Source organism: Umezakia ovalisporum Ak1311 (assembly GCF_029891685.1).
GTDB classification, from domain to species: Bacteria; Cyanobacteriota; Cyanobacteriia; order Cyanobacteriales; family Nostocaceae; genus Umezakia; species Umezakia ovalisporum.
The window spans coordinates 17400-37577 of record NZ_JANQDJ010000081.1; the positions used below are offsets into that span (position 1 = coordinate 17400).

General features: G+C 38.5%; 16 protein-coding genes and 2 CRISPR repeat arrays (1 of these 18 cut by a window edge). Of the genes, 3 read left to right on the forward strand and 13 right to left on the reverse strand.

Annotated elements, in window-relative coordinates; translation table 11 throughout:
• Positions 1 to 269: 269 nt before the first annotated feature.
• The 4 genes from NWP25_RS15955 to pedR form a co-directional block, all read right to left on the reverse strand.
• Positions 270 to 1262, reverse strand: coding sequence for a glycosyltransferase (locus tag NWP25_RS15955; protein ID WP_280652184.1), 993 nt, complete (start codon positions 1260 to 1262; stop codon positions 270 to 272).
• 84 nt (positions 1263 to 1346) lie between these two features.
• The gene (locus tag NWP25_RS15960; protein WP_280652185.1) at positions 1347 to 1820 is read right to left on the reverse strand and encodes a hypothetical protein; all 474 of its coding nucleotides are present in this window, start codon (positions 1818 to 1820) and stop codon (positions 1347 to 1349) included.
• 79 nt (positions 1821 to 1899) lie between these two features.
• On the reverse strand, positions 1900 to 2553 hold the full coding sequence (locus NWP25_RS15965) for a DUF6391 domain-containing protein (protein WP_280652186.1): 654 nt from the start codon (positions 2551 to 2553) through the stop codon (positions 1900 to 1902).
• Positions 2554 to 2746: 193 nt separating this feature from the next.
• Positions 2747 to 3022: a photosynthetic electron transport-dependent transcriptional regulator PedR gene (pedR, locus tag NWP25_RS15970; protein ID WP_280652217.1), complete on the reverse strand. Its 276-nt coding sequence runs from the start codon at positions 3020 to 3022 to the stop codon at positions 2747 to 2749.
• A 423-nt stretch (positions 3023 to 3445) separates the two neighbouring features.
• Between pedR and NWP25_RS15975 the strand changes: the two genes are divergently transcribed.
• On the forward strand, positions 3446 to 4423 hold the full coding sequence (locus NWP25_RS15975; RefSeq protein WP_280652187.1) for a carbohydrate kinase family protein: 978 nt from the start codon (positions 3446 to 3448) through the stop codon (positions 4421 to 4423).
• A 301-nt stretch (positions 4424 to 4724) separates the two neighbouring features.
• On the opposite strand, the gene sfsA is transcribed toward NWP25_RS15975, so the two are convergent.
• The 6 genes from sfsA to cas10 form a co-directional block, all read right to left on the reverse strand.
• Positions 4725 to 5450: a DNA/RNA nuclease SfsA gene (gene sfsA / locus NWP25_RS15980; protein ID WP_280652218.1), complete on the reverse strand. Its 726-nt coding sequence runs from the start codon at positions 5448 to 5450 to the stop codon at positions 4725 to 4727.
• Positions 5451 to 5554: 104 nt separating this feature from the next.
• A complete protein-coding gene (locus NWP25_RS15985; protein ID WP_280699760.1) occupies positions 5555 to 7465 on the reverse strand; it encodes an RAMP superfamily CRISPR-associated protein in 1911 nt (636 codons plus the stop codon).
• Between the two features lie 5 nt (positions 7466 to 7470).
• Positions 7471 to 7866, reverse strand: a complete 396-nt coding sequence (locus tag NWP25_RS15990) for a hypothetical protein (protein ID WP_280652189.1) — start codon at positions 7864 to 7866, stop codon at positions 7471 to 7473.
• Positions 7867 to 7903: 37 nt separating this feature from the next.
• Positions 7904 to 8695, reverse strand: a complete 792-nt coding sequence (cmr4, locus tag NWP25_RS15995; protein ID WP_280699762.1) for a type III-B CRISPR module RAMP protein Cmr4 — start codon at positions 8693 to 8695, stop codon at positions 7904 to 7906.
• 13 nt (positions 8696 to 8708) lie between these two features.
• Positions 8709 to 9860 (reverse strand): type III-B CRISPR module-associated Cmr3 family protein, encoded by a 1152-nt coding sequence (locus tag NWP25_RS16000; protein WP_280652191.1) that lies wholly within the window; start codon positions 9858 to 9860, stop codon positions 8709 to 8711.
• On the reverse strand, positions 9860 to 12865 hold the full coding sequence (gene cas10 / locus NWP25_RS16005) for a type III-B CRISPR-associated protein Cas10/Cmr2 (RefSeq protein ID WP_280699764.1): 3006 nt from the start codon (positions 12863 to 12865) through the stop codon (positions 9860 to 9862). The genes NWP25_RS16000 and cas10 overlap by 1 nt, the downstream gene beginning before the upstream one ends.
• Positions 12866 to 13474: 609 nt before the next feature.
• On the opposite strand from cas10, the gene NWP25_RS16010 reads away from it, so the two are divergent.
• Entirely contained in the window at positions 13475 to 14125 is a 651-nt protein-coding gene (locus NWP25_RS16010) for a hypothetical protein (RefSeq protein ID WP_280652193.1), read from the forward strand.
• A gap of 35 nt (positions 14126 to 14160) precedes the next feature.
• A CRISPR array of direct repeats spans positions 14161 to 15749; the repeat unit is 36 nt; unit sequence GTTTCCATTCAATTAATATCCCTAGCGAGTAGGGAT.
• 206 nt (positions 15750 to 15955) lie between these two features.
• Here the strand turns inward: NWP25_RS16010 and cas2 are convergent.
• The 3 genes from cas2 to csx18 all read right to left on the reverse strand — a co-directional run bounded on the left by cas2 (position 15956) and on the right by csx18 (position 17788).
• Positions 15956 to 16237, reverse strand: coding sequence for a CRISPR-associated endonuclease Cas2 (gene cas2 / locus NWP25_RS16015; protein WP_280652194.1), 282 nt, complete (start codon positions 16235 to 16237; stop codon positions 15956 to 15958).
• A gap of 9 nt (positions 16238 to 16246) precedes the next feature.
• Positions 16247 to 17239, reverse strand: coding sequence for a CRISPR-associated endonuclease Cas1 (gene cas1 / locus NWP25_RS16020; protein WP_280652219.1), 993 nt, complete (start codon positions 17237 to 17239; stop codon positions 16247 to 16249).
• Between the two features lie 294 nt (positions 17240 to 17533).
• Positions 17534 to 17788, reverse strand: coding sequence for a CRISPR-associated protein Csx18 (csx18, locus tag NWP25_RS16025; protein ID WP_280652195.1), 255 nt, complete (start codon positions 17786 to 17788; stop codon positions 17534 to 17536).
• A 196-nt stretch (positions 17789 to 17984) separates the two neighbouring features.
• On the opposite strand from csx18, the gene NWP25_RS16030 reads away from it, so the two are divergent.
• Entirely contained in the window at positions 17985 to 19175 is a 1191-nt protein-coding gene (locus tag NWP25_RS16030) for a helix-turn-helix transcriptional regulator (RefSeq protein ID WP_280652196.1), read from the forward strand.
• 81 nt (positions 19176 to 19256) lie between these two features.
• A CRISPR array of direct repeats spans positions 19257 to 20178; the repeat unit is 36 nt; unit sequence GTTTCCATTCAATTAATATCCCTAGCGAGTAGGGAT; it runs 688 nt beyond the window's last position.

Below are 20178 nucleotides of genomic sequence, written 5' to 3' on the forward strand. Positions count from 1 at the left end.
TGACTAGGGGTAATTAAATATAACTTATATCAGCTATGGAATAAGAAAGCTATTTTGACTCATATTGAGACAAAATCACAGTGTAAAATAGTTTAATTCAAAAGTTTTTGTATAATAGGATACTTAACTGCCAAATAATTATTTTTATTGCCTTGTTAATGATAAATAAATCTAATAGTTTTAATCTTCCTAAAGTAAGATAAATTTTCTAAAAAATTGCATTACAATACACATTTTAGCTGAAATACCGCCTCCAAAAGCAAAAATCCCTAAAAGTATTTATGCCTAATTTTTTTGTACATATTCTGAATACGTAATTTTGCCAAGCGAGTTGGTGACAAATCTGGAATATTATTTGCAAAATTAATTTTGTGATCAAAAAATTCATTTAATTGCGCCAAAATAACTTCAAGGCGTTGGATAATGTTTTCACTGCGATACTCTGCAAAAAATTCTTCAGCCAAGGAGTTAGTTTGTGGGGATTTCAGCGCCTTCAGCACACGCTGAACATCATACTCTTTTGAATATCCGGCGATTTTATGGCAATTAAATCCTGGGTCTAAATAATCCGACAATCCACCGTTGACACTAGAAAATACCTGACAACCACAAGCAAGAGCTTCCATTGGTTGTAGTCCAAAGCCTTCGCTGACCGCTTGTTGCGCCCAATATTCAGCAGAGTCATACAGATAAATATGCGACTCATTAAACAGTCTGGGCAAATCTTCTACATAAGAATTGACTAATTTGACTTGACACTGTTTCTTCAAAGCCGGAATCAATTCTTCCATTAAATACTGAGAAGATTTTCGGCCTTGAACTAAAACATCAATATCCCGGTGTAGATGCAAATTTTTAAATTCATTACTAATTTCATTAGGTAAATAGTAAATGAGAGAGTTAGGAGACTTTTGCCCCCAGTAACCCATGGTGTTACGGCTAACTGTGATAATAGGAATACTCCCCGGTAGGCGAAATTTGTAACCTGCACTATGGGCATGATAAACAACATTATATTCCTTGAGCTTAAGAGCTAGTTTAGGTACATCAAATCCCCAGCTAATGACAAAAATTGCCCCATCTAAATTTTTTTCTCTGAGCAAATCATCAATAAACAGTTCCTCTGATTCTCTTTGGCGATAAGTGACCACATCAGCACTACAAATTTGCTGGGCTAGTTTAACTGTTTTTAATTCTGCCCAAAGTCCACCACAAGCAAATTGGCCATATGTACCTGGAACTAAAAAGTATAGCTTTCTCATAAAGATATTGAATTGATAGGATAATTGACACCCTCCACAAAACCCCACCTTCTATGCAAGGATGACGTTGGTCATGGACATGGACTAGCCTTTGGGAATTGCTCGCCGCCGTTGGTAAAAACCAATCACTTTGTTGACGTAGGTGCTACTAAAGCCTTGATTGCACCCCGTGTAGCTACCAGTCATCCACCAACAAGCTACGTTACCCACACTTTGATTTTCATTATTAGTAATGCGAAATTGATTACCTAACTCACGACTGATAATACAGGATACTATGGAGCGTGCAGTGTCCGGGCTATTTTCAAACTGCCTAGGGGTTAATTCTCTTTTGAGACAATATTTTGACCAACCTCTCAGAGTTTCTGCTTTTACTTGCCATTCACTGTAAAGTCCATCATTTTTAATGCCGGTTTGGGGTGCTGCTAATCTCAACGCCTCTACCATTGCTGCTACTTCAGCATTAGACAGCCCTTGTTGTGCTTGACCTAGGGATGACAGTACTCCAATTTGTGCAATTACTGCAAATATCAGTAATGGTATAGTCTTGTTTCTCATATTTCTAGATTCTAATTGGGAATTTTGTGTTGTTAATCACTTTATAAGTTTTTGATAAGTTTTTGAATGGAAAAACCTGTCAATCTTGCCATGTGACTTTTACGAAATGTCCCTGTCTTCCCCAAGGGTCACGATTCACAGTAATACTTTCAATTGCTAAGTTAAAGGGAATAGCCGTGGTAAAGTAGCGCTGTGCTATGTAACCCAAATCAGGTGCGAGTTCTGCTGCTGTGGTAGCCGCCAGTCCTAAACCAATTAATTGCTCAATTGGTCGCAATGGTAGTAACAAATTGACACCCAGAGCCAGTCCAAATGTTAACAACATAGCCACCGATGCATTAGTACCGCATCGGGGATGTAAGGCTAAATCCCATTCACCATTCACCAGACGATTTAAGCCCACTGTCACCGCCCGCCGCAAATCACTGATATTCACTTCACCATAAAGGTAAAATCCTTGTTCTGTGGACAAACCCCCTAATAGTTCGTTATCTACCTGTAGTTTTGAACCTCTACCCCTGGGTGCATAGGCGTTGTTAGTTTCACTGAGAACCCAAACCGTAGCGTGTTCTAAGGCGTGAACTTGTCGCAGCAAAATCATTTCTTTTAACCCTGGGATGAATGATAGCTGTTTAAGTAAATCAGCATCTCCTGTGGGTTGGGGTGCGGTAAAGTCAAAGTTGAAAAAATCAAAGGTAGATGAGCCGCCTGGAACAAAAGCAGAACTATTCATAAAAACACTGCTCTCCTAGCTGATGGAGGAACTTAGATTTTTTTTATCAATGTAACCTTTGGGGTTCGGGATTGTTGCTAATTTTTGTTGATGATTCTCAATGGGGACTAGTTGGTTTCAGATGCTAATCAGAATTTACGCTGGAGATTCCTCTCAAAACAAAGATGTGAGCAAAACAAAAAGTTAGTCCACATCAGCAAATGTTCTCATCGTTTTTGATGGGTAGAGAACAGCAATTAACTTCATCTAGGCAAATCTTACCCCACTGCAAAGCCCAACGCACGAGAGCCACTCGGTTTTCGGTTTGGGTTTTCGTGAGAATATTACTGATGTGGTTATCCACTGTGCGTTTGCTAATCTCTAGTTTGACCGCAATCTCTTGGTTAGTTAAGCCAGCGGCCACCAAGTCGATAATTTGCAGTTCTCTGTCTGAGAGACTAACCGGGGTCTGAGACTCGCCACCAGCCATAACTTTTTCCATTCTCCCTTGGTATATGTACTTATCCTCCTCTAATTCTAGAAGATTCTTTTGATGGGAGGGTTCCAAGTTATGGCATTAATGCAATTGACTATATTTTCTTTAGATTTGGCAGGGATATCAATATACAGCTAACTTAGTAATTTGTCATACTTCTTATTAAAAAAATTAGCAATATTACATAAGTGCAAAAACTGTGACACCAGTAGCAAAAACTACTATTTTTTTGAACTGAAAACTGGCGACAAATAAGCCAAAACTGTTGTAGATTTTATAACGAAAATGCCGAAATTTGCTCCATACTGAAAACTGCCACACATCAAAACAGCAAATTGCAGAATTTCCTTACCTTTAGCTCAGGGAGTGTCAAACTAAAATTACTAAGTCAAAATTAACCGCAGCTTCTGAAATGAAATGAGCAATCCCCGTGTTTTGTGCCTTGGTGAAATTTTGTTCGATTGTTTGGCTGACCAATTGGGGCTAACCCTAGAAGAAGTAAAGTCTTGGACTCCTTACCCAGGGGGCGCTCCCGCTAATGTGGCCTGTGCTTTGGTAAAACTGGGAACCTCCGCAGGTTTTATTGGGGCTGTGGGCGAAGATGACCCAGGAAATCAACTAGTTAAGCTATTAGAAGAGGTGGGTGTAGATATCACAGGGGTGCAACGCCATTCCACAGCACCAACCAGGCAAGTTTATGTTGTACGCGATTTGGCAGGCGATCGCAGTTTTGCCGGATTTGGTGAGTATGACACCTCTGAATTTGCAGATACCCGCTTACAAGGGCAAAAATTGCCAGAGTCGTTATTTGAAAACGCAGATTTTCTGGTTTTGGGTACTTTAGAATTAGCCTACCCTGAAAGTGAACAGGCAATTCATCGCGCCTTAAAACTTGCAGAACAATACGACTTGAAGATTATTTTGGATGTGAACTGGCGACCTGTATTTTGGCAAGATTTAAACATCCCTCGGCAAAAAATCCTAGCATTACTTAAGCAAGTTGATTTTCTCAAACTTTCCCAGGAAGAAGCACAATGGCTATTTGATACCTCAGACCCCGGGGCAATTACTTACCGTCTAGGCTCCATTGAGGGAGTACTGGTGACCAAGGGGGAACATGGTTGTACCTATTGTTTAGGTGAAAATGAAGGCCATTTACCTTCCTACGCAGTAAATGTTGTTGATACCACCGGTGCAGGAGATAGTTTTTTGGCAGGATTTATCCACCAGCTCATTGAACATGGTCTTCAAGGATTGCAAAATGCAACAACAGCTCAACGCATCGTTGCTTATGCTAACGCAGTTGGGGCCTTGACCACTATTAAACCAGGTGCCATAGCCTCCCAACCCACTGCTGCTGAAGTTCAAGCCTTTCTTGCTTCCCACAAAATTTAACCATCACTTTGGGAACTGAAAGTTATCCACCGATGGTGTTATCATTAAACCCCCAGAACCTTCAGTTGGGGTAGTCTAGACATATCTACAAAAATACCATTATCATCCTCCTCAAGGCTCTCTAATTGGCTGTTGAGGAGTTTTTCTTACCAAGAAACCACACCCAGTCCCCTAGCTTTAGACATGGGGATAAGTCCCTAACCACTTCAGTTTTTTCATCCAATTTAGCCATATTGTCATCGGTTATCATCCCCTGGGTATTTACTCATATTTTTTACCCACACATATCCAGAAAATCTATTTAAATTTTTAGTGCTGCTAAACCTAGATAGCGTATCCCCTCTGGGGAAATCCAAAAACGGCAAGGTAATACCTCTAAACCCAAAGCAATGGCATCTCGCAAGAGCTTACCATATATAGGATCTGTAATATCACCAGGGGAAAACTCAGTACAATCACCTCTGTTGATGAAATACAACATTACAGCACGACTTTGGGGTAGTAGAGCTGTTAATTCTCGTAAATGCTTTTGTCCTCTTGTGGTTTCCGTGTCGGGAAATAATGCCACACTACCTTCACACCAAGTTGTATTTTTTACTTCTAAATAAATTGAGGGTTCCCCATCGCCACCGGTTAAAAAAAAATCTACTCGACTTTTTTGGTCTTGTCCATAAACCACTTCGCTTTTAACTTGGCTATAGTTTCCTAATTCAGGGAACAAGTATTTTGCTAAAGCTAATTTTACTATGCGATTGGGTAGAATAGTATTCACTCCCACCCAAGTTGGCTGATTATCATGTACCTGAATCAATTCTAGGGTGTAAGCTAATTTCCGCTGGGAATTATCACTTTTGGAAACCTGTACTGCACTACCAACAGCAGATACTCCCGTCATTGGCCCTGTGTTGGGACAATGTGCTGTGACTACTTCGCCAGAGTCAAGTTGAATATCAACAAAAAACCGCTTGTAACGCTTTAACAGTATTCCTGAATATAAAGGTGGATAGCGGTAAAGCCAGTCTGTAATTAATTGGTAATTCATACCCATTGATAGTGCGATGGCGTCAATAATTAATTTAAATTAGGAAGTGCATTACCCCACAAATTCATCCTGGGGTAACTAAGCACTTGTCAAAAGGGAAAAATTACTACCCTATTCTCCAGCATTTCTAAATACTTTTTCCGGGGATGTTCATTAGCACCAAATACCGTTACCACTTGGTATTTCTCTAAATCTGCAATCCATACAGGGGAAGGAATTACCTCCCGTCTAGTATTTCTATCGGGAAATGGATAATCTACCCTAACACCACCGCACAAGTTTTTAGCTTCAGTGTAATTTGGTCTTTCTAATTGGTGGAAATATTGATGTAAAATGTCTAGTGCATATCCCTTGTTACCATCATCTCTATTACTGACAACTATAATTTTACCATTAATATCTAAGGCCTCAAACCAGGTAAAAGAGTTAACTTTACCACAGTTCTTTAATTGACGATGATTGAAATTAACCCCTAACCCTTGCAATCCTTGATAAAAAGCTTCTAGTCTTTGTCTAAATAATCTCTGAAATTCCTGGGGAGTGTTTGGTAGTTTCCAAAATCTATCCTCGGTATCTGGTATAAGGGTAGAACCACGTACATAAGGTCTTGTTTGGCCACGAGAATAACAAGGTCTTCTTGCACCTTGACCAACACCACCTAAATGAAACATTAACCAAGCTAGATTTTTAGCAAGTTTTTGGAGGTTATTTTTTTGGTTTTCTGGTATCTCCGGAGAATAGTTTAATGTTAAAGTACCCTCCTGTTCCCCCACAGGATCATTGTTACGTTGAGGTTCTCTTGTAGTTATCCTCCCTTCCAATACCCTCACCATTAACCAACCATATTTTTTCTCAGGGGTAATTGTGCCAAAAATTTTACCTTCCCATTCCTGAACTTGTGTAGGGTCTAAAACTCCTAATGCAAAAGTTCTAAACCAATAACGCAACATTGATTTAAAAGCTACAGGACGCACTTCCCCATGATTAATTGTATCCGGTCTTAAATTGTTATGGTTATTGATATAAGGTTGACGAAGATTCCTAAATTTTTGTCCACCGTGAATCAGTTGACCTTGTAAAATAAAATCAACTTGGAAAAATTCACTTTGAGGGGTAACTCTACCTGCGGGATTTAGTTGACCATAACCACTATTAACTTGAGAACCCACCCCACCCTGTAGTCCAGTAATTAACCAATGTTTGACCTTTTCTAAAATCCCATGATCTTCACAACCACTAGCTAAACGTAATCCAATTATAAAGAAAGGTTTTTCTAAACTTAAAAATGGGTTGGGATTAGGACTATATTGTATTGAATTACCTTCCCACTTCCAAATATTATTAGCCATGTCCACAGTTAATATATTTGCTGGCCCTTGGTTAGCCTCCGGATAAGCATCGAGAAATACAACTTTACCGGAGCGATGTTCAGGGTTTTCTCCCTCCAGAGAACCGAACCAAGGCGCAACTTGTTTTTCTGCATCTTTCCATTGAATTTGCTGTTGCGTCACAATTTCTCTAATAGCTTGGGTTCTAGCCACCCCCCGCAAAGTGCTAGAAGGAATGTATGGTAAACCCAATGCATCAAAAGCAGGTAACAAAATACTCTCTGGTCCCCGATGTCCACCTACTCTGATCCGCCAAGGACACTGAACTTTAAAACTATTTTCGGCGATTAATTTTGTGCGCTCAGTCAGTTCTTTTAATCTTTCGCTGTAATTAGCCTGTTCGCAGGCCATTTGTAATATTTCTAATTTCGTAGAGTCTTTATACTCAGCCTCAGGCCATCGCATCCATCGCAGATATTCCACAAAACTGGCTCCTGAATCTGGTTTGGGTGGATTTTCTGGATTTATCCAAGGGGAAGGTACAGGAGGTTGGCCACCACCCCCACCACCACCTCGGTTTCCTCTATTACCTCCGTCACCATGAGAATTATTTCTAGACTCATTGGTATTAGATTGACTTCCATTCCGTCGTCTAGGTCTTTCAAATGTCATTAATTTTAGTCTCCTTGAATATCTGAATAAATAGCAGTAGCCCAAAAACTAAATTCCTGTGCTAAAGCCAAACCTAATCCTGTTAACCCCAAATATTCATCTGTATCCAGATTTTTTAAAGTTGCTAAACCCTGGTCATTAGCTAAATTCGGTGTTCCTGAAAGTTCTTGTAAACATTCAAAAAATTTCTGCACAACCTGTTTTTTACCCATCATATTTTTGTCTAAAGCCTTTTCTTCAGCTTTGAGACGCATCATTCCCCAAGTAGAAAGGTAGGTATATAGTTCAACCGCTTGACTTTTTTGTTGCCTTAAACGAACCTCATCTTGATTGGGTAAAAAACGCAAATTATTTAAAGCATCATAAATTGGTGTGGCCATGGTTCTGGGGTCAAAGGTCATATTTGTTTATTCCTATTTATTCCTAAGATTGTAAATTCTACATCCATTGTTGGACAAAACCTCGCCCTAAACTTTCCTGTCCACCAATTTGCATAATTTTATTAGCGGCTAATAAATTTTGGAAATCGGTGTAAGATTTTTCTGATGTTCCATTTGCTTGAGAGGTGATTCCCCAAGGTAAATACATTAATGTATCCGGGGGAATAGCTTCTTCGTAACGAAAACCACCGTCTACGGATTTGTGTACATCCAACTTAATTTTTACTTGTCGCCACAAACTCATTTGAATTAATGTAGCGCAATGTTTGTCAGACAAAACTAACAAGCGATTTGTAAACCTGGTTATAGAATTGGTTGCTGATGATTGAGGGACAAACTCTTTCCATTTATCCCAATTTTGTAACCTATCAGCTTTGATAATGGCATCTTTGAGGTAAACAGCAGATCTACCATTAGTAAAATTACAACTATATTCCCCAGGTATAGTTAAATTATTGCCTTGTAATCGTTGCCATCGTTGTAATAACATAGGGCAACTAACCCAAACTACACTGTGACTTAATGAAGGTACTGGTATCCACAATACAGAACCATCACCAATCCAAATATTACCTTGTTCTAATTTTCCATCTTTTAAATCAGTGCCAAATAATCGATATTGGGTATCTTTATCTGTGACACTTGCTCTGAGTCTACCGCGAACAGTACTAGAAGGAATATAAGGTAAATTAGTGTGAGATTCACGAGCAATTCCTAGTAAGTTTCCTTCTTGGGTGGTACCACCAGTATGTAATGGTGAAATTAAGTACAAGTAAATAGATGAAATCATGATTTCTCCTCATTTAATTCTTATATTCTGTATATTGAATCCACAACATTTCTGAATAACCCAATTTGCGCCAATTATTCACACGACAATGGGCATTATCCTGAAATAAGTCTTGGGGATGCTCCAAATAATATAAACTTCCCGGCGGAGCAGCGAATACTTGGGGTGCAGGAATGCTTTTTGTTTGGTCTTCCTTATCTCTAATTCTGCAACTAATTGGAACTGGTTTATCCGTAGACATAGTGACAAAATTACCGTTTTTGATACCGTTTTTGATTTTCCATTCCCAAGGATAAGGACGACACAAACAAATTTTTTGACTATTCCTATTCCCATTCCTATTTATATTTATATGGGGTCTTTCAAAAACTCCAGGGGTAACTAGGTAAGCTATGGCTTTGTTAGCACTTTTAAAGTTTTCCTGGGATAGTGTTTGTAATTCTTGCCATTGTTCACCCAATTCAGGACAAGATTCTACAATTGTCCGGTGTCCTTCTCCCCCCAGTCTAATGGTGGTGGGTGTTTGTAATTCTTGATCTACCCCTATGGCTAAACTCCAATCTTGACGGAGGCGAATGGCATTTTCTACAAAGTAACCATCAGCTTCTTGAACTTTTCTTGTCCCTTCCTCTAGGGTATTATGAGAACGGGTTTCTATTTTCCAAGGTTTATCTTCATAACTACCAGGAGTTACTAGCCAATTTTCGTGTTTTATTTTTCCTGTTTCTAGATATTCTTTAATGACGTAATAAGGCAAATATTCTCTAAAATCTCGAGGTTGACCTTTAGCTGAGTTGTGTTGAGCATCTTCACAATCTGTTTCTGCATTGGCAGGTTTCACTAAAGGACAAGGTTGATTGTTATCCCACATTGCATTCTTTATATGAGATTCTGTGTCCCATGCTAATGGCACAAGGGGAGTAGATTTAAAAAATCCCAGTGGGCGGGGAAAATATAAAGTGTTTTTTCCTGCTTGTTGATAACACAGAAATACCCCAGCAAGTTTAAAGTTTTGTTTCACCCCCAAAAGTCCACGTAATGCACCGGCAAGAGTATGACCGTTGGGAGGAAATGTACTACCAGCCCAAGCCCTTTCCTGTGGTGAAAATGGTTTAGCATCTCTTAACATTAAGATATCTAATGGAGTTAGCTTATACCAATACATTAAATATCACCTCCTAGAGTAATATTGCGATGGCGTTTAATAAAGGCTGCAAGTTTTAACCAGTTTTCTATTTCAGCATCTAGAGGATTTTTTGTTTTTACTTTATCCTCTGACCCTTGTTTAGTACTAGTGAATAATGCTTGGAGAAAATCCACTAGATTTGTCTGAAACTGATTTTTTACACTTTCATTACCTTGAAATTGGTCCCGTCTAGCACAAAAAGCCTGTGTCCAATATCCCATTGCTGTGCAATTAGGTGCAGGGTGTTGACTCCACAAACTTGCAGCTTGTTCAAATATGGCACTGTCTAATTCTGTTTTCGTAATTAATTTCTGCCAATTATGGAAAACATCGAATTTAGCACTGCATTTTAAAGTATTACCATTACCATATAATACTCGCACTTGTACAGCATCTTTTTGTTTCCCTTCGGGAGATTCCTGTTGTTTTGCTTCCTGTTCTGCTTCCCAAAGACTTTCTAACGCTATGGCTAAAGGTACTGAATGATGAGCAACAACAATACCGAAACTAATAGTAGCTTCTCTACCCATGGTAAACAAGGGACGTTCAACAAAATTAACTTGTTCACCTTCTGTGGAATGGCCTCTATATTGCCAATAACCACCATTATTGTTAAACTCCCCCCTAGGATCTTCAGCACCTTTGAAACACTGGCGAATATCCCATAACCAATCATCCCATTCCCATAGATTTGTATAAGCTAAAACATCATCCCCACCGCTATAAATTAATCTACCGGCATAGCGTTTTTCTGTGAGGTAAGGAACAAGTGCATTAGAAAAGTCTAGTAATGCGCGACTTAAAGCACTATGGGTACTTGGTCCCATGCGTTTGGTTACTTGTAAGAAATTCTGAAAACCATCTAACTCCACCGATAAATTTGACGGAATATAATCACCGTACTTCTTTAGTTTCGTTCCTTTTAACCAGTCACTCATCCCATCACCATCACCAGCTGCTAACACATACCAATTGGATGGGTTATTTTTCGGGTAGTAGCTATTAATAATTTGTTGGATATGTTGGGTAGTTTGATTTTTTACATTCAAATCTTCACCAATATCCAAATCTTCCACTAACCAACCTGCATTTAACAATCGGGGATGATGGGAATGATATTCTTTCAGTTGATTATCATTATCCACCCAAGGAATACCCCAATTTTCTGTAATCGCATCGGGAATTTGATTGTGATTTTGCAATATCCACTGTCTTAGGTTTTGACAAGCACTTACAAAATTACGTTGATGTTTGCTATCCCCAGCATTAACTTTTAAATAACCAGCTACACCAGAAGTTAAGTCTGGATAAGATACAGTAATATCATTCTTGCTAGGGCTTAATAATTTATGGAGAACTTTAGGTAACCCACGTTTCACAGTTTCCGTAGCATTTAACTGTTCTTTACCATTAAACAAATTTGCCTTTTTTGACCATAATTTTTTGGTTTCTCCTTCGCCAATCCAGTTTTTGCCATCTGGGTTATGGTTCACAACTGAACCAATCCCTGAAACAGTAGAACGAGGTGCAAATGCTGTGGGTAATTCCCAATTTCTCGCATTTTTAACTGATGCTAATGCATAACGGGTGGCGTCGAATATATATCCCCACCATGAACCAACATTAGCACTAAAGCCTCCTTTTTGTTGTTTCCAACGTTGTTTATAGGCTTCTTGTAGTAAATTTAATTCTTCATCTTTAAATAGTTTGCGCTCTTCACGTGTTAAACCATATGCTTGGTTTTGTGCATCCACCCATTTATCAAAATCTGCTTTTTTAGTTTCATCAGCAGAAATTGTAAATCCTTCCCCTATCTTACCAATAGGTAACCCAGTCCAATAAAATTGCCATTGGGATTTCAACCAACCCGACCAAGTAACGTTATCAATGTTTAATTTTGGCATCCAATGACGAATTTTTAGTTCCTCAAATACCAATTGATAAACATTTTGCCACTCTCCCATGAGGGTTTGTCGTGCTGTTTCCATAGCAGCTTTGACTTTATCTTTAGGTAAAATTAAAACTAAAACATTGGGAAATCCAGCAGTTAACAATGATTCTGATGTGGGTTGACTTATCCATGTTTCAAATTCAGGATATTTTTGGCGTAACCAATGGTCAATTAATGGTTGTTGGTAAAGACTGGGATAAACAAGACTATCAGGGCCGTATTGGTTAGCTAATTCCCAAGATACTTTAGCCGAGAGATAATGGAGCAACCAAGAACCAGCCCAAAAATCCCGCATCCTGCGACTAGATTTAATCAGTTCTTGTACCGGTGAGAAACTAAATACTGCTAAGTAAGGATGGGAAGTTTCTTCACCACTAAGAGAATTTTGTACTTCTTCAGTAGTTAAATCGTAACCAGCTAACCCACCAGCTAAAGCTGATGTGATGCTAACATGACTCCAAATAGAAGCATCTGGTAATCGTGCTTCTGCCGGCATTAACATCAAAGAATTATCATTATTAAACACATTACAGGTAGCTTGGGGTAAACAACGCCATAGCCACCAATATAGCTTTTTAATCTTTGTAACATTATGTTTAATATCTTCTTCCCGCAAGTCTTTTGGTATGGCTTCCAGTAGCAAATGTTCTTTATTTAATAAGTATTGTTGACGATTAGATTCTATAAGTTCTGCGTGTAGTTGAATTTTGAATTGTTGTTTTTCACCAGATAATAAATGTGCAATTTCTAAGCCTTGGTCTAGATTATCACTTGGCGCATAGTCAATAGAAGCCGTCACACTACCTATAGCTCCTCTGTCGCTGGCTGAGGCTATATAATCTGCTAAAAGTATATTCTCCAATACTCCACCAGTTGATTCTTCTGGAGTTCTACCTGTTTCAACCCAAGGTTGCATTACTTCTAATTGTTGGTAGAAGCTATTTTCACCGCGTCCAGTGTCGTTGTGTAAGGCTTTTAAAATAGGGTCATGCAATAACCCCCAAATTTTTGCCCGCCAGTACTCTTGTGACATCAGTAATATTTTTATGTATCCAATGTCGCCATTTTAAAACCTTAATTCAAGGTTTGTCTATTAACACCAGATATCTCAAATTTTTTTTTACCCAAGCTCAAATGATTTATACGTAAAGGTTTCAGGTATTTATTTAGAATCATCAACAATATTTTTTCTTCTTTGACATTTGTTACATTTTCTGAAACATTCCACTCATAAATCCTTACCCGGTTTCAACCCACCACCTAGGTTTCCTTTACCTTAACAAGTTCCCACTGGGGTATTTTCCCCTTCAATTAATTTCTTTAGGAAGTAGGAATTAGTTCATTTTGACCCAGTTCATTTTGACCCAGTGAAGTTTCCATTGAACTAATATCCCTAGGAAGTAGGAATTTAAGATGAATTAACTTTTAACAATTTCCCATGATGCCAAATGTGTTTGAAACAAAAGCTATCACGGTAGGTATTCGGTGTAGAAATCAACCAGTTGAGTTTCTCCCCCAAAGGTAACCTAGGTGTTTATCTATTTCTATATCCTAGGGTAGATGACGAAATTCTGTTGTACTCCTTAGTTGCTACAAAAAATCATGTCTATTATTATACCTTTGTCCGAATATTCAGAAAAGTATGGCTAATTGTCCTAATTGTGGTTCTACTCACATTCAACTCAACAAGGAAACTCAAGTCAATTGGGGACGAGCCGTTGCTGGTTGGGTTTTATTTGGGATTGTAGGTGGTGCAATAGGTGCAGTGACAGGGGAGGCTAAAAATGCTAATGTTTGTATGGATTGCGGTACATCTTGGAAAGCTGAAGATATATATAAAATTCTAGAGGTTATTAAAAAGTTAGCTAACATAAAACTAGATTTATCTGAGGAAAAACACCGTTCATTTCTGAATAAATTTATCACCACAATCGGTACTTATATAGAGGAAGTATCTGAAACTGAAAAGAAAGCAGAGGCATTTGTGACCAAAGCCAAACAAGAGGCGGAAAGTAAATATGTATTTGCATCTGGTTGTGGTTGCTTATTCTTAATATTTAGCATATTTACTGCCTTATCGGCTGCCGATATTTCTGGTTTCGCTTTTATCCTGGGTTTATTAGTATTCATAATAGGTTGTTTGATTGATGCTAGTAGATCTAATGCTAACAAAGAAAACATTAAGAAAGAAATAGAAATGGCAAAAGCAAAAGCAGAAGAAATGAATATTAACGCTCAAGAAAAACTGAAAGCAAAAGTCAGCCTTTTTGTGCAGAATAATCCTCTGAATTAAATGACGAGTATAACCAAATATACTAAGGGGTCCTCGTTTCCATTCAATTAATATCCCTAGGAAGTAGGAATTTACTCCTTACTCCTTACTTCTTACTTCTTACTCAGTCGGAAGTTTCCATTCAATTAATATCCCTAGCGAGTAGGGATTCATTCCGACATTTGTAGGGACGTATTGCAATACGTCCCTACACGAGTTTTCATTCAATTAATATCCCTAGCGAGTAGGGATAATATTAATTTCCCTACGTCCTTTACTGGAAATGTATAGTTTCCATTCAATTAATATCCCTAGCGAGTAGGGATAATATTAATTTCCCTACGTCCTTTACTGGAAATGTATAGTTTCCATTCAATTAATATCCCTAGCGAGTAGGGATTGTTCGAGCAATTTCAGCCAACACTGGTATGCTACAGTTTCCATTCAATTAATATCCCTAGCGAGTAGGGATTTGACATCTACAAAAAGCTTGGTTTCGATTTCGATGTTTCCATTCAATTAATATCCCTAGCGAGTAGGGATTAAAAATTTTGAGAGGCAAGGGCCTCACCTCAATAAAGTTTCCATTCAATTAATATCCCTAGCGAGTAGGGATAGAAAAGCAAATCGCAGAAAAGCGAATCGCAGAAAAGGTTTCCATTCAATTAATATCCCTAGCGAGTAGGGATTCACCTCAATAAAGTTGAACTCTAAGAAAATCGTACGTTTCCATTCAATTAATATCCCTAGCGAGTAGGGATACAAGTAAAACCTCTAATGGACTACAGGAGGTACAGTTTCCATTCAATTAATATCCCTAGCGAGTAGGGATTTAAATCTTTGTCTTCGCAGGAATGCGAGACAAGAGGTTTCCATTCAATTAATATCCCTAGCGAGTAGGGATAAACTATTAAGCTATAAAAATTCTATGGATTCTAAAGAGTTTCCATTCAATTAATATCCCTAGCGAGTAGGGATTTAAAAAACATCTTTATTTACCAACTAAGTGTGTCTTTAACGTTTCCATTCAATTAATATCCCTAGCGAGTAGGGATTGACTTACAGATTTGACAAAGGGGTCAAATACATGGACTGTTTCCATTCAATTAATATCCCTAGCGAGTAGGGATTACATCGTTTCCCTGGCCACCCAAACAGCAGCAAGAGCGAAAGGGGTTTCCATTCAATTAATATCCCTGGCGAGTAGGGATAAGAATCAGCCAAGAAACTAGGAATTCCCCAGGATATAGGTTTCCATTCAATTAATATCCCTAGCGAGTAGGGATATGGGGAAAGCCCATTCTAGAGGACAGCATCACTGAGTTTCCATTCAATTAATATCCCTAGCGAGTAGGGATGTGGATCTGCCTAACACAGACATTGAAGTTGATTAGTTTCCATTCAATTAATATCCCTAGCGAGTAGGGATCCAAAAGCATTGATTGATACTTTAGAAGACAGTTCCGTTTCCATTCAATTAATATCCCTAGCGAGTAGGGATTCTTTGTTGATTTCCTGTAGCTTGATGAGGGTCTGGTTTCCATTCAATTAATATCCCTAGCGAGTAGGGATTCTTAAACGATACTTTAATCACCGCCGGAAAAGACAGGTTTCCATTCAATTAATATCCCTAGCGAGTAGGGATAGCCCCATTGTAAACCCTTACCCAGCGAGGAGTCTAGAGGCACTTTCCGAAGGTCAGGAAAAAACACCCCTCAAGGAACTAAAAAGGAACCTTGAAAAACCCCCAAAACCTTACCCAGCAAGGAACCGAAGTTCAAAACGAAAAAATCAACACTCCAGGGATTTTAGCTGACCCATGGCTAGACCAGTGTAAAAACATCACAAAAACTAGATGATAATTGAATGAGGAGGCTCAATTACAGGTACACCTACACCCCAAGCTTCCACCTTTTTAAGAGTATGGCGAGATAAAGGATAAAACCTGACGTTATCTTCCTCTAAATTCAGCTCCCTCCTTAACCGACGACGTAAATCATCATATTTTTCCCCACCCAAGTGACATTCAAACACAGAATACTGTACACGCTGTCCGTAACCCGTCAATAAATCAGCGACCTTTTTGCGCCGCTTATCACAGGGAATATCATAAGCAATTACATACAGAAACATAATTCCACTTTAATCAATGCGATAAGGCTGATAGTGGTGACTGGGGTTATATACAAACTGCTTAAAAGCTCTCACCTGTTGAGTTAATAAATCCCACTTAGGCTGTTGCTCCCCAGGATTAGTTTGTATTTCCTCTGTCATACGTTGTAAAAAACCCCGTAAAAACTTCTTCCTCCCAAAATTATTCAAATAACACCCACCATTTTTAAACTCAAAATCACTTTCAGCATCGACAATGTTGCGATTAATTAACCACATCACCAGAGAATCTACTAAGGGTGCGCGAAATTCCTCCATTAAATCAGAAGCCAAAGCCGCATGGCCATCATTTCCTTGATGCAAACAAGCATGATAAGGATCAAGTCCCTGCATTTCAATCAACGCTAATAAATGATTCCACAGCACCTGATAACCGAAACTCAACATGGCATTAACTGGATTTCCAGGAGGGCGGCGACTACGACCAGAAAACACAAAACTAGGATTTGTCAAACACTCACTAAATGCGGAAAAATATTGCGCCGCACCCGCACCTTCAAACCCTATCAACTTTTCCCAAGTATCAGCTTGTACTGCTTGGTCAGCTAAATAATCTAAAGTTTGTAATACTCTTTCTAAAATTTCTGATTCCCGTCTTTTTTTCTGTCTCCGCAACAATACACGACTATTTTTTAATTTTCCCCTCACAATAGCTCTAGCAGTAATTAGTTTATCCACAGGGGATAACTGTTGTTGATAACGTGACAACTGTCGATAACCCTTAGAAATTGGTAAAATTCTACCGTAGCAATAACCCATGGACGATAAATAAGCAATGGAAATATCTCGCCATAAACAAGCTTGAATTACTTGAGTTGTGAGTTGGGAATGACCAAAAATGAATATTTGTTCTAACAAAGGTAACTGCACTTCAGCACAGATTGTTTCTCCCTGCTTCACCAGCAAGGTTTCCTGCTTTAAGTAGACGTAGCAATTTTGCTCAGAAACATAAAGAGTCTGCATATTGGCAAAAGTGTCAATTGCTGAGATTTTCACAAGTGATGTCACAAATTAAATATGTGTTTTAACATGTGTTTTAACATGTGTTTTCCGGTGTGGGGTTTCCACAATTTTGGGTGAGACATTTCATAAACCTCTTAACAGCCCACAGGAATATTACACCTGTAGGATAAAATACTTAGAATGACGATATTCCAAGAAAGCACACACCACAGTAGTTAAATCATTTTTTACTGCAACCTAAGTAAACACCTTCCGTAGCAAATCTCTGCGCTCTTATTGGCAAATATGCAATTCCTAACGTCGCCAACGTTGTAAATCTTTTAATTTACCAGTAGATGTTAATTCTGCTGTTTGTTTTGGTTCCATCCACAAAATTATCCTATCCACCATACTCGAAACTATATAAGTAGCCGCAGTTACCAATAAAGTGTTGATAATTACCGCTGCTAAACCCAAGGGGGCGATTAACAAAATTACCAAAGTAACACTGCCATTTACAGTAGAAACCGCAGCATTTCTGACTGTAGCAGAACGCCGAGAAATATACATAATTGCAACAGGGCTGAATTAAAAGTTAGCACGTTAACTACCATAGCGGCAAAATTCCCCAAAAACCAGTAAAAGAGTATAAAATTCCTTGTAATATTTAGGTGGTGCAACCTTGTATCAACAAGACTTACAGCCAACTTTGAGAAAAATATTGAATATTTTCTTTTGACACTTAGCTGAATTAGTAGTTTTGACTATGCCTAAACAACCAAGTCATCAGTATAAAGATTCCCTAGCCTTTACACGTCTGATGTTATTGATTGCTACATTATTAAAATATCCTGGTGTTGGTAACCCTGATTTAATTGACTGTCGTGAAAACCAAAATCACAATGCCATTGCTGCTGTCAAAATACATCTGCACAAATTAGCAACTGAATTAGGTATCAAATTACCAGAAAACTACCCAGCTATTGCCACCCTACGTAAAGATTTAGAAACCCTACGGCGTTATGGTATTCTTGAGCGTCGTATGTATCGCTGGGGATATTATTTAGGTACTGGTGCCCTGTCAGCAACAGAATTAAAAGTAGCTTTTAATGCTTTGGGGTCTCAGGCTCAATATCAAGGAGATGCCCAAGTCAGACGCATTTACGAAATTTTGAGTAAACGATTACGGGGTTTAGACATGGAACTGAAGGGAGAACTTTTTTACCCTACTCGTCAATACCTCAATCGTGCTATTATTTATACTGACCCAGAGGAAATGGCGCAAAAGGGACAAAACCGCGATACATTGTTTCATCAGTTACCCTTATTAGAAACTGCTATTACCCAAGGACAAGCCATTGAAATTTACCGCAGTAAAGATTTGTATGGTTTCAACCGTGTGGGGTGGTTTCAAGTTTTTCCTTTACAGTTAATTTATCATGATGTTGCTTGGTATTTGCTATATGAACTTTGTCTCAATGGACATTTAGTTATTGGTAGGTTAAACCGTTTTAGTAATTACTGCGAACCTATAAAAGTTCCTGCCAGAGGATTAGAAAAACAAAAAGTTAGTTTAGAAAAGGCATATAAATTGTTAGAAAATGGTTGGGGTTTAAATTTGGGGGAACTAGAACCTCAAATAGCAGAATTACAAGGAAATCTTGAATTAATTGACATTAAAGTGCGGTTTTTTCCTCCAGTAACAGCATTTATCATAGAAGGTGAATTGCGCCATTTAAAACAAAAAATTACTCCGGGATTAATTGATAAAACCACCGGGAGATACAGTTATATAGAATATGCTGTGGAGTTACCACCCCGTTCTTTAAATGAGTTTAGTTTCTGGGTTCATCGTTATTTAGATAAAGCAGAATTATTATCTCCTCCCCAATTAGTGGCAAAACATCGTGAGTCTGCACAAGCTTTATTTCATCGCTATTTTCAACCACATGAGTAGAGAATAATTTCCAACTTAATATCCCTAGGGAGTAGGAATTTACTCCTTACTTCTTACTTCTTACTCCTTACTCAGTCGGAAGTTTCCATTCAATTAATATCCCTAGCGAGTAGGGATAAACTCACTAGGTTTATTCAGATGTCACAGGGTAGGTGAGTTTCCATTCAATTAAAATCCCTAGCCAGTAGGAATTTACTCCTTACTTCTTACTTCTTACTCCTTACTCAGTCGGAAGTTTGCATTCAATTAATATCCCTAGCGAGTAGGGATTCATTCCGACATTTGTAGGGACGTATTGCAATACGTCCCTACACGAGTTTCCATTCAATTAATATCCCTAGCGAGTAGGGATTTCTTCTTCAGAATTACAGGGCAGCCCACTGCAATTCTAATTCGCGTTTCCATTCAATTAATATCCCTAGCGAGTAGGGATTAAAACAAAAACAAGGGGAAAAATGCGAAGATTTATAAGAAGTTTCCATTCAATTAATATCCCTAGCGAGTAGGGATTCATCCCCCACTAGCTGCACGCGATCGCCTAACCTAGTTTCCATTCAATTAATATCCCTAGCGAGTAGGGATAATCCTCATAATCAGGGATGGAATTGTATACGAGAGTGAAGTTTCCATTCAATTAATATCCCTAGCGAGTAGGGATTAGGCTTAAATGATAATGCAGCAGAAACTATGGTTACTGTTTCCATTCAATTAATACCCCTAGCGAGTAGGGATAACAAGAAGTATATGAAGGGTATGGACTAAATGTGCCTGGTTTCCATTCAATTAATATCCCTAGCGAGTAGGGATTAGAAAGACATTACGGGGACTTGTCCCTACTGGCTAGCAGTTTCCATTCAATTAATATCCCTAGCGAGTAGGGATTACTTGTTATCTCTATATCAAAACAAGGTAGAAGAAAGTTTCCATTCAATTAATATCCCTAGCGAGTAGGGATTTAATCATAGCCCTATTGTGGCCATCGCTGCCCAGCAGAGTTTCCATT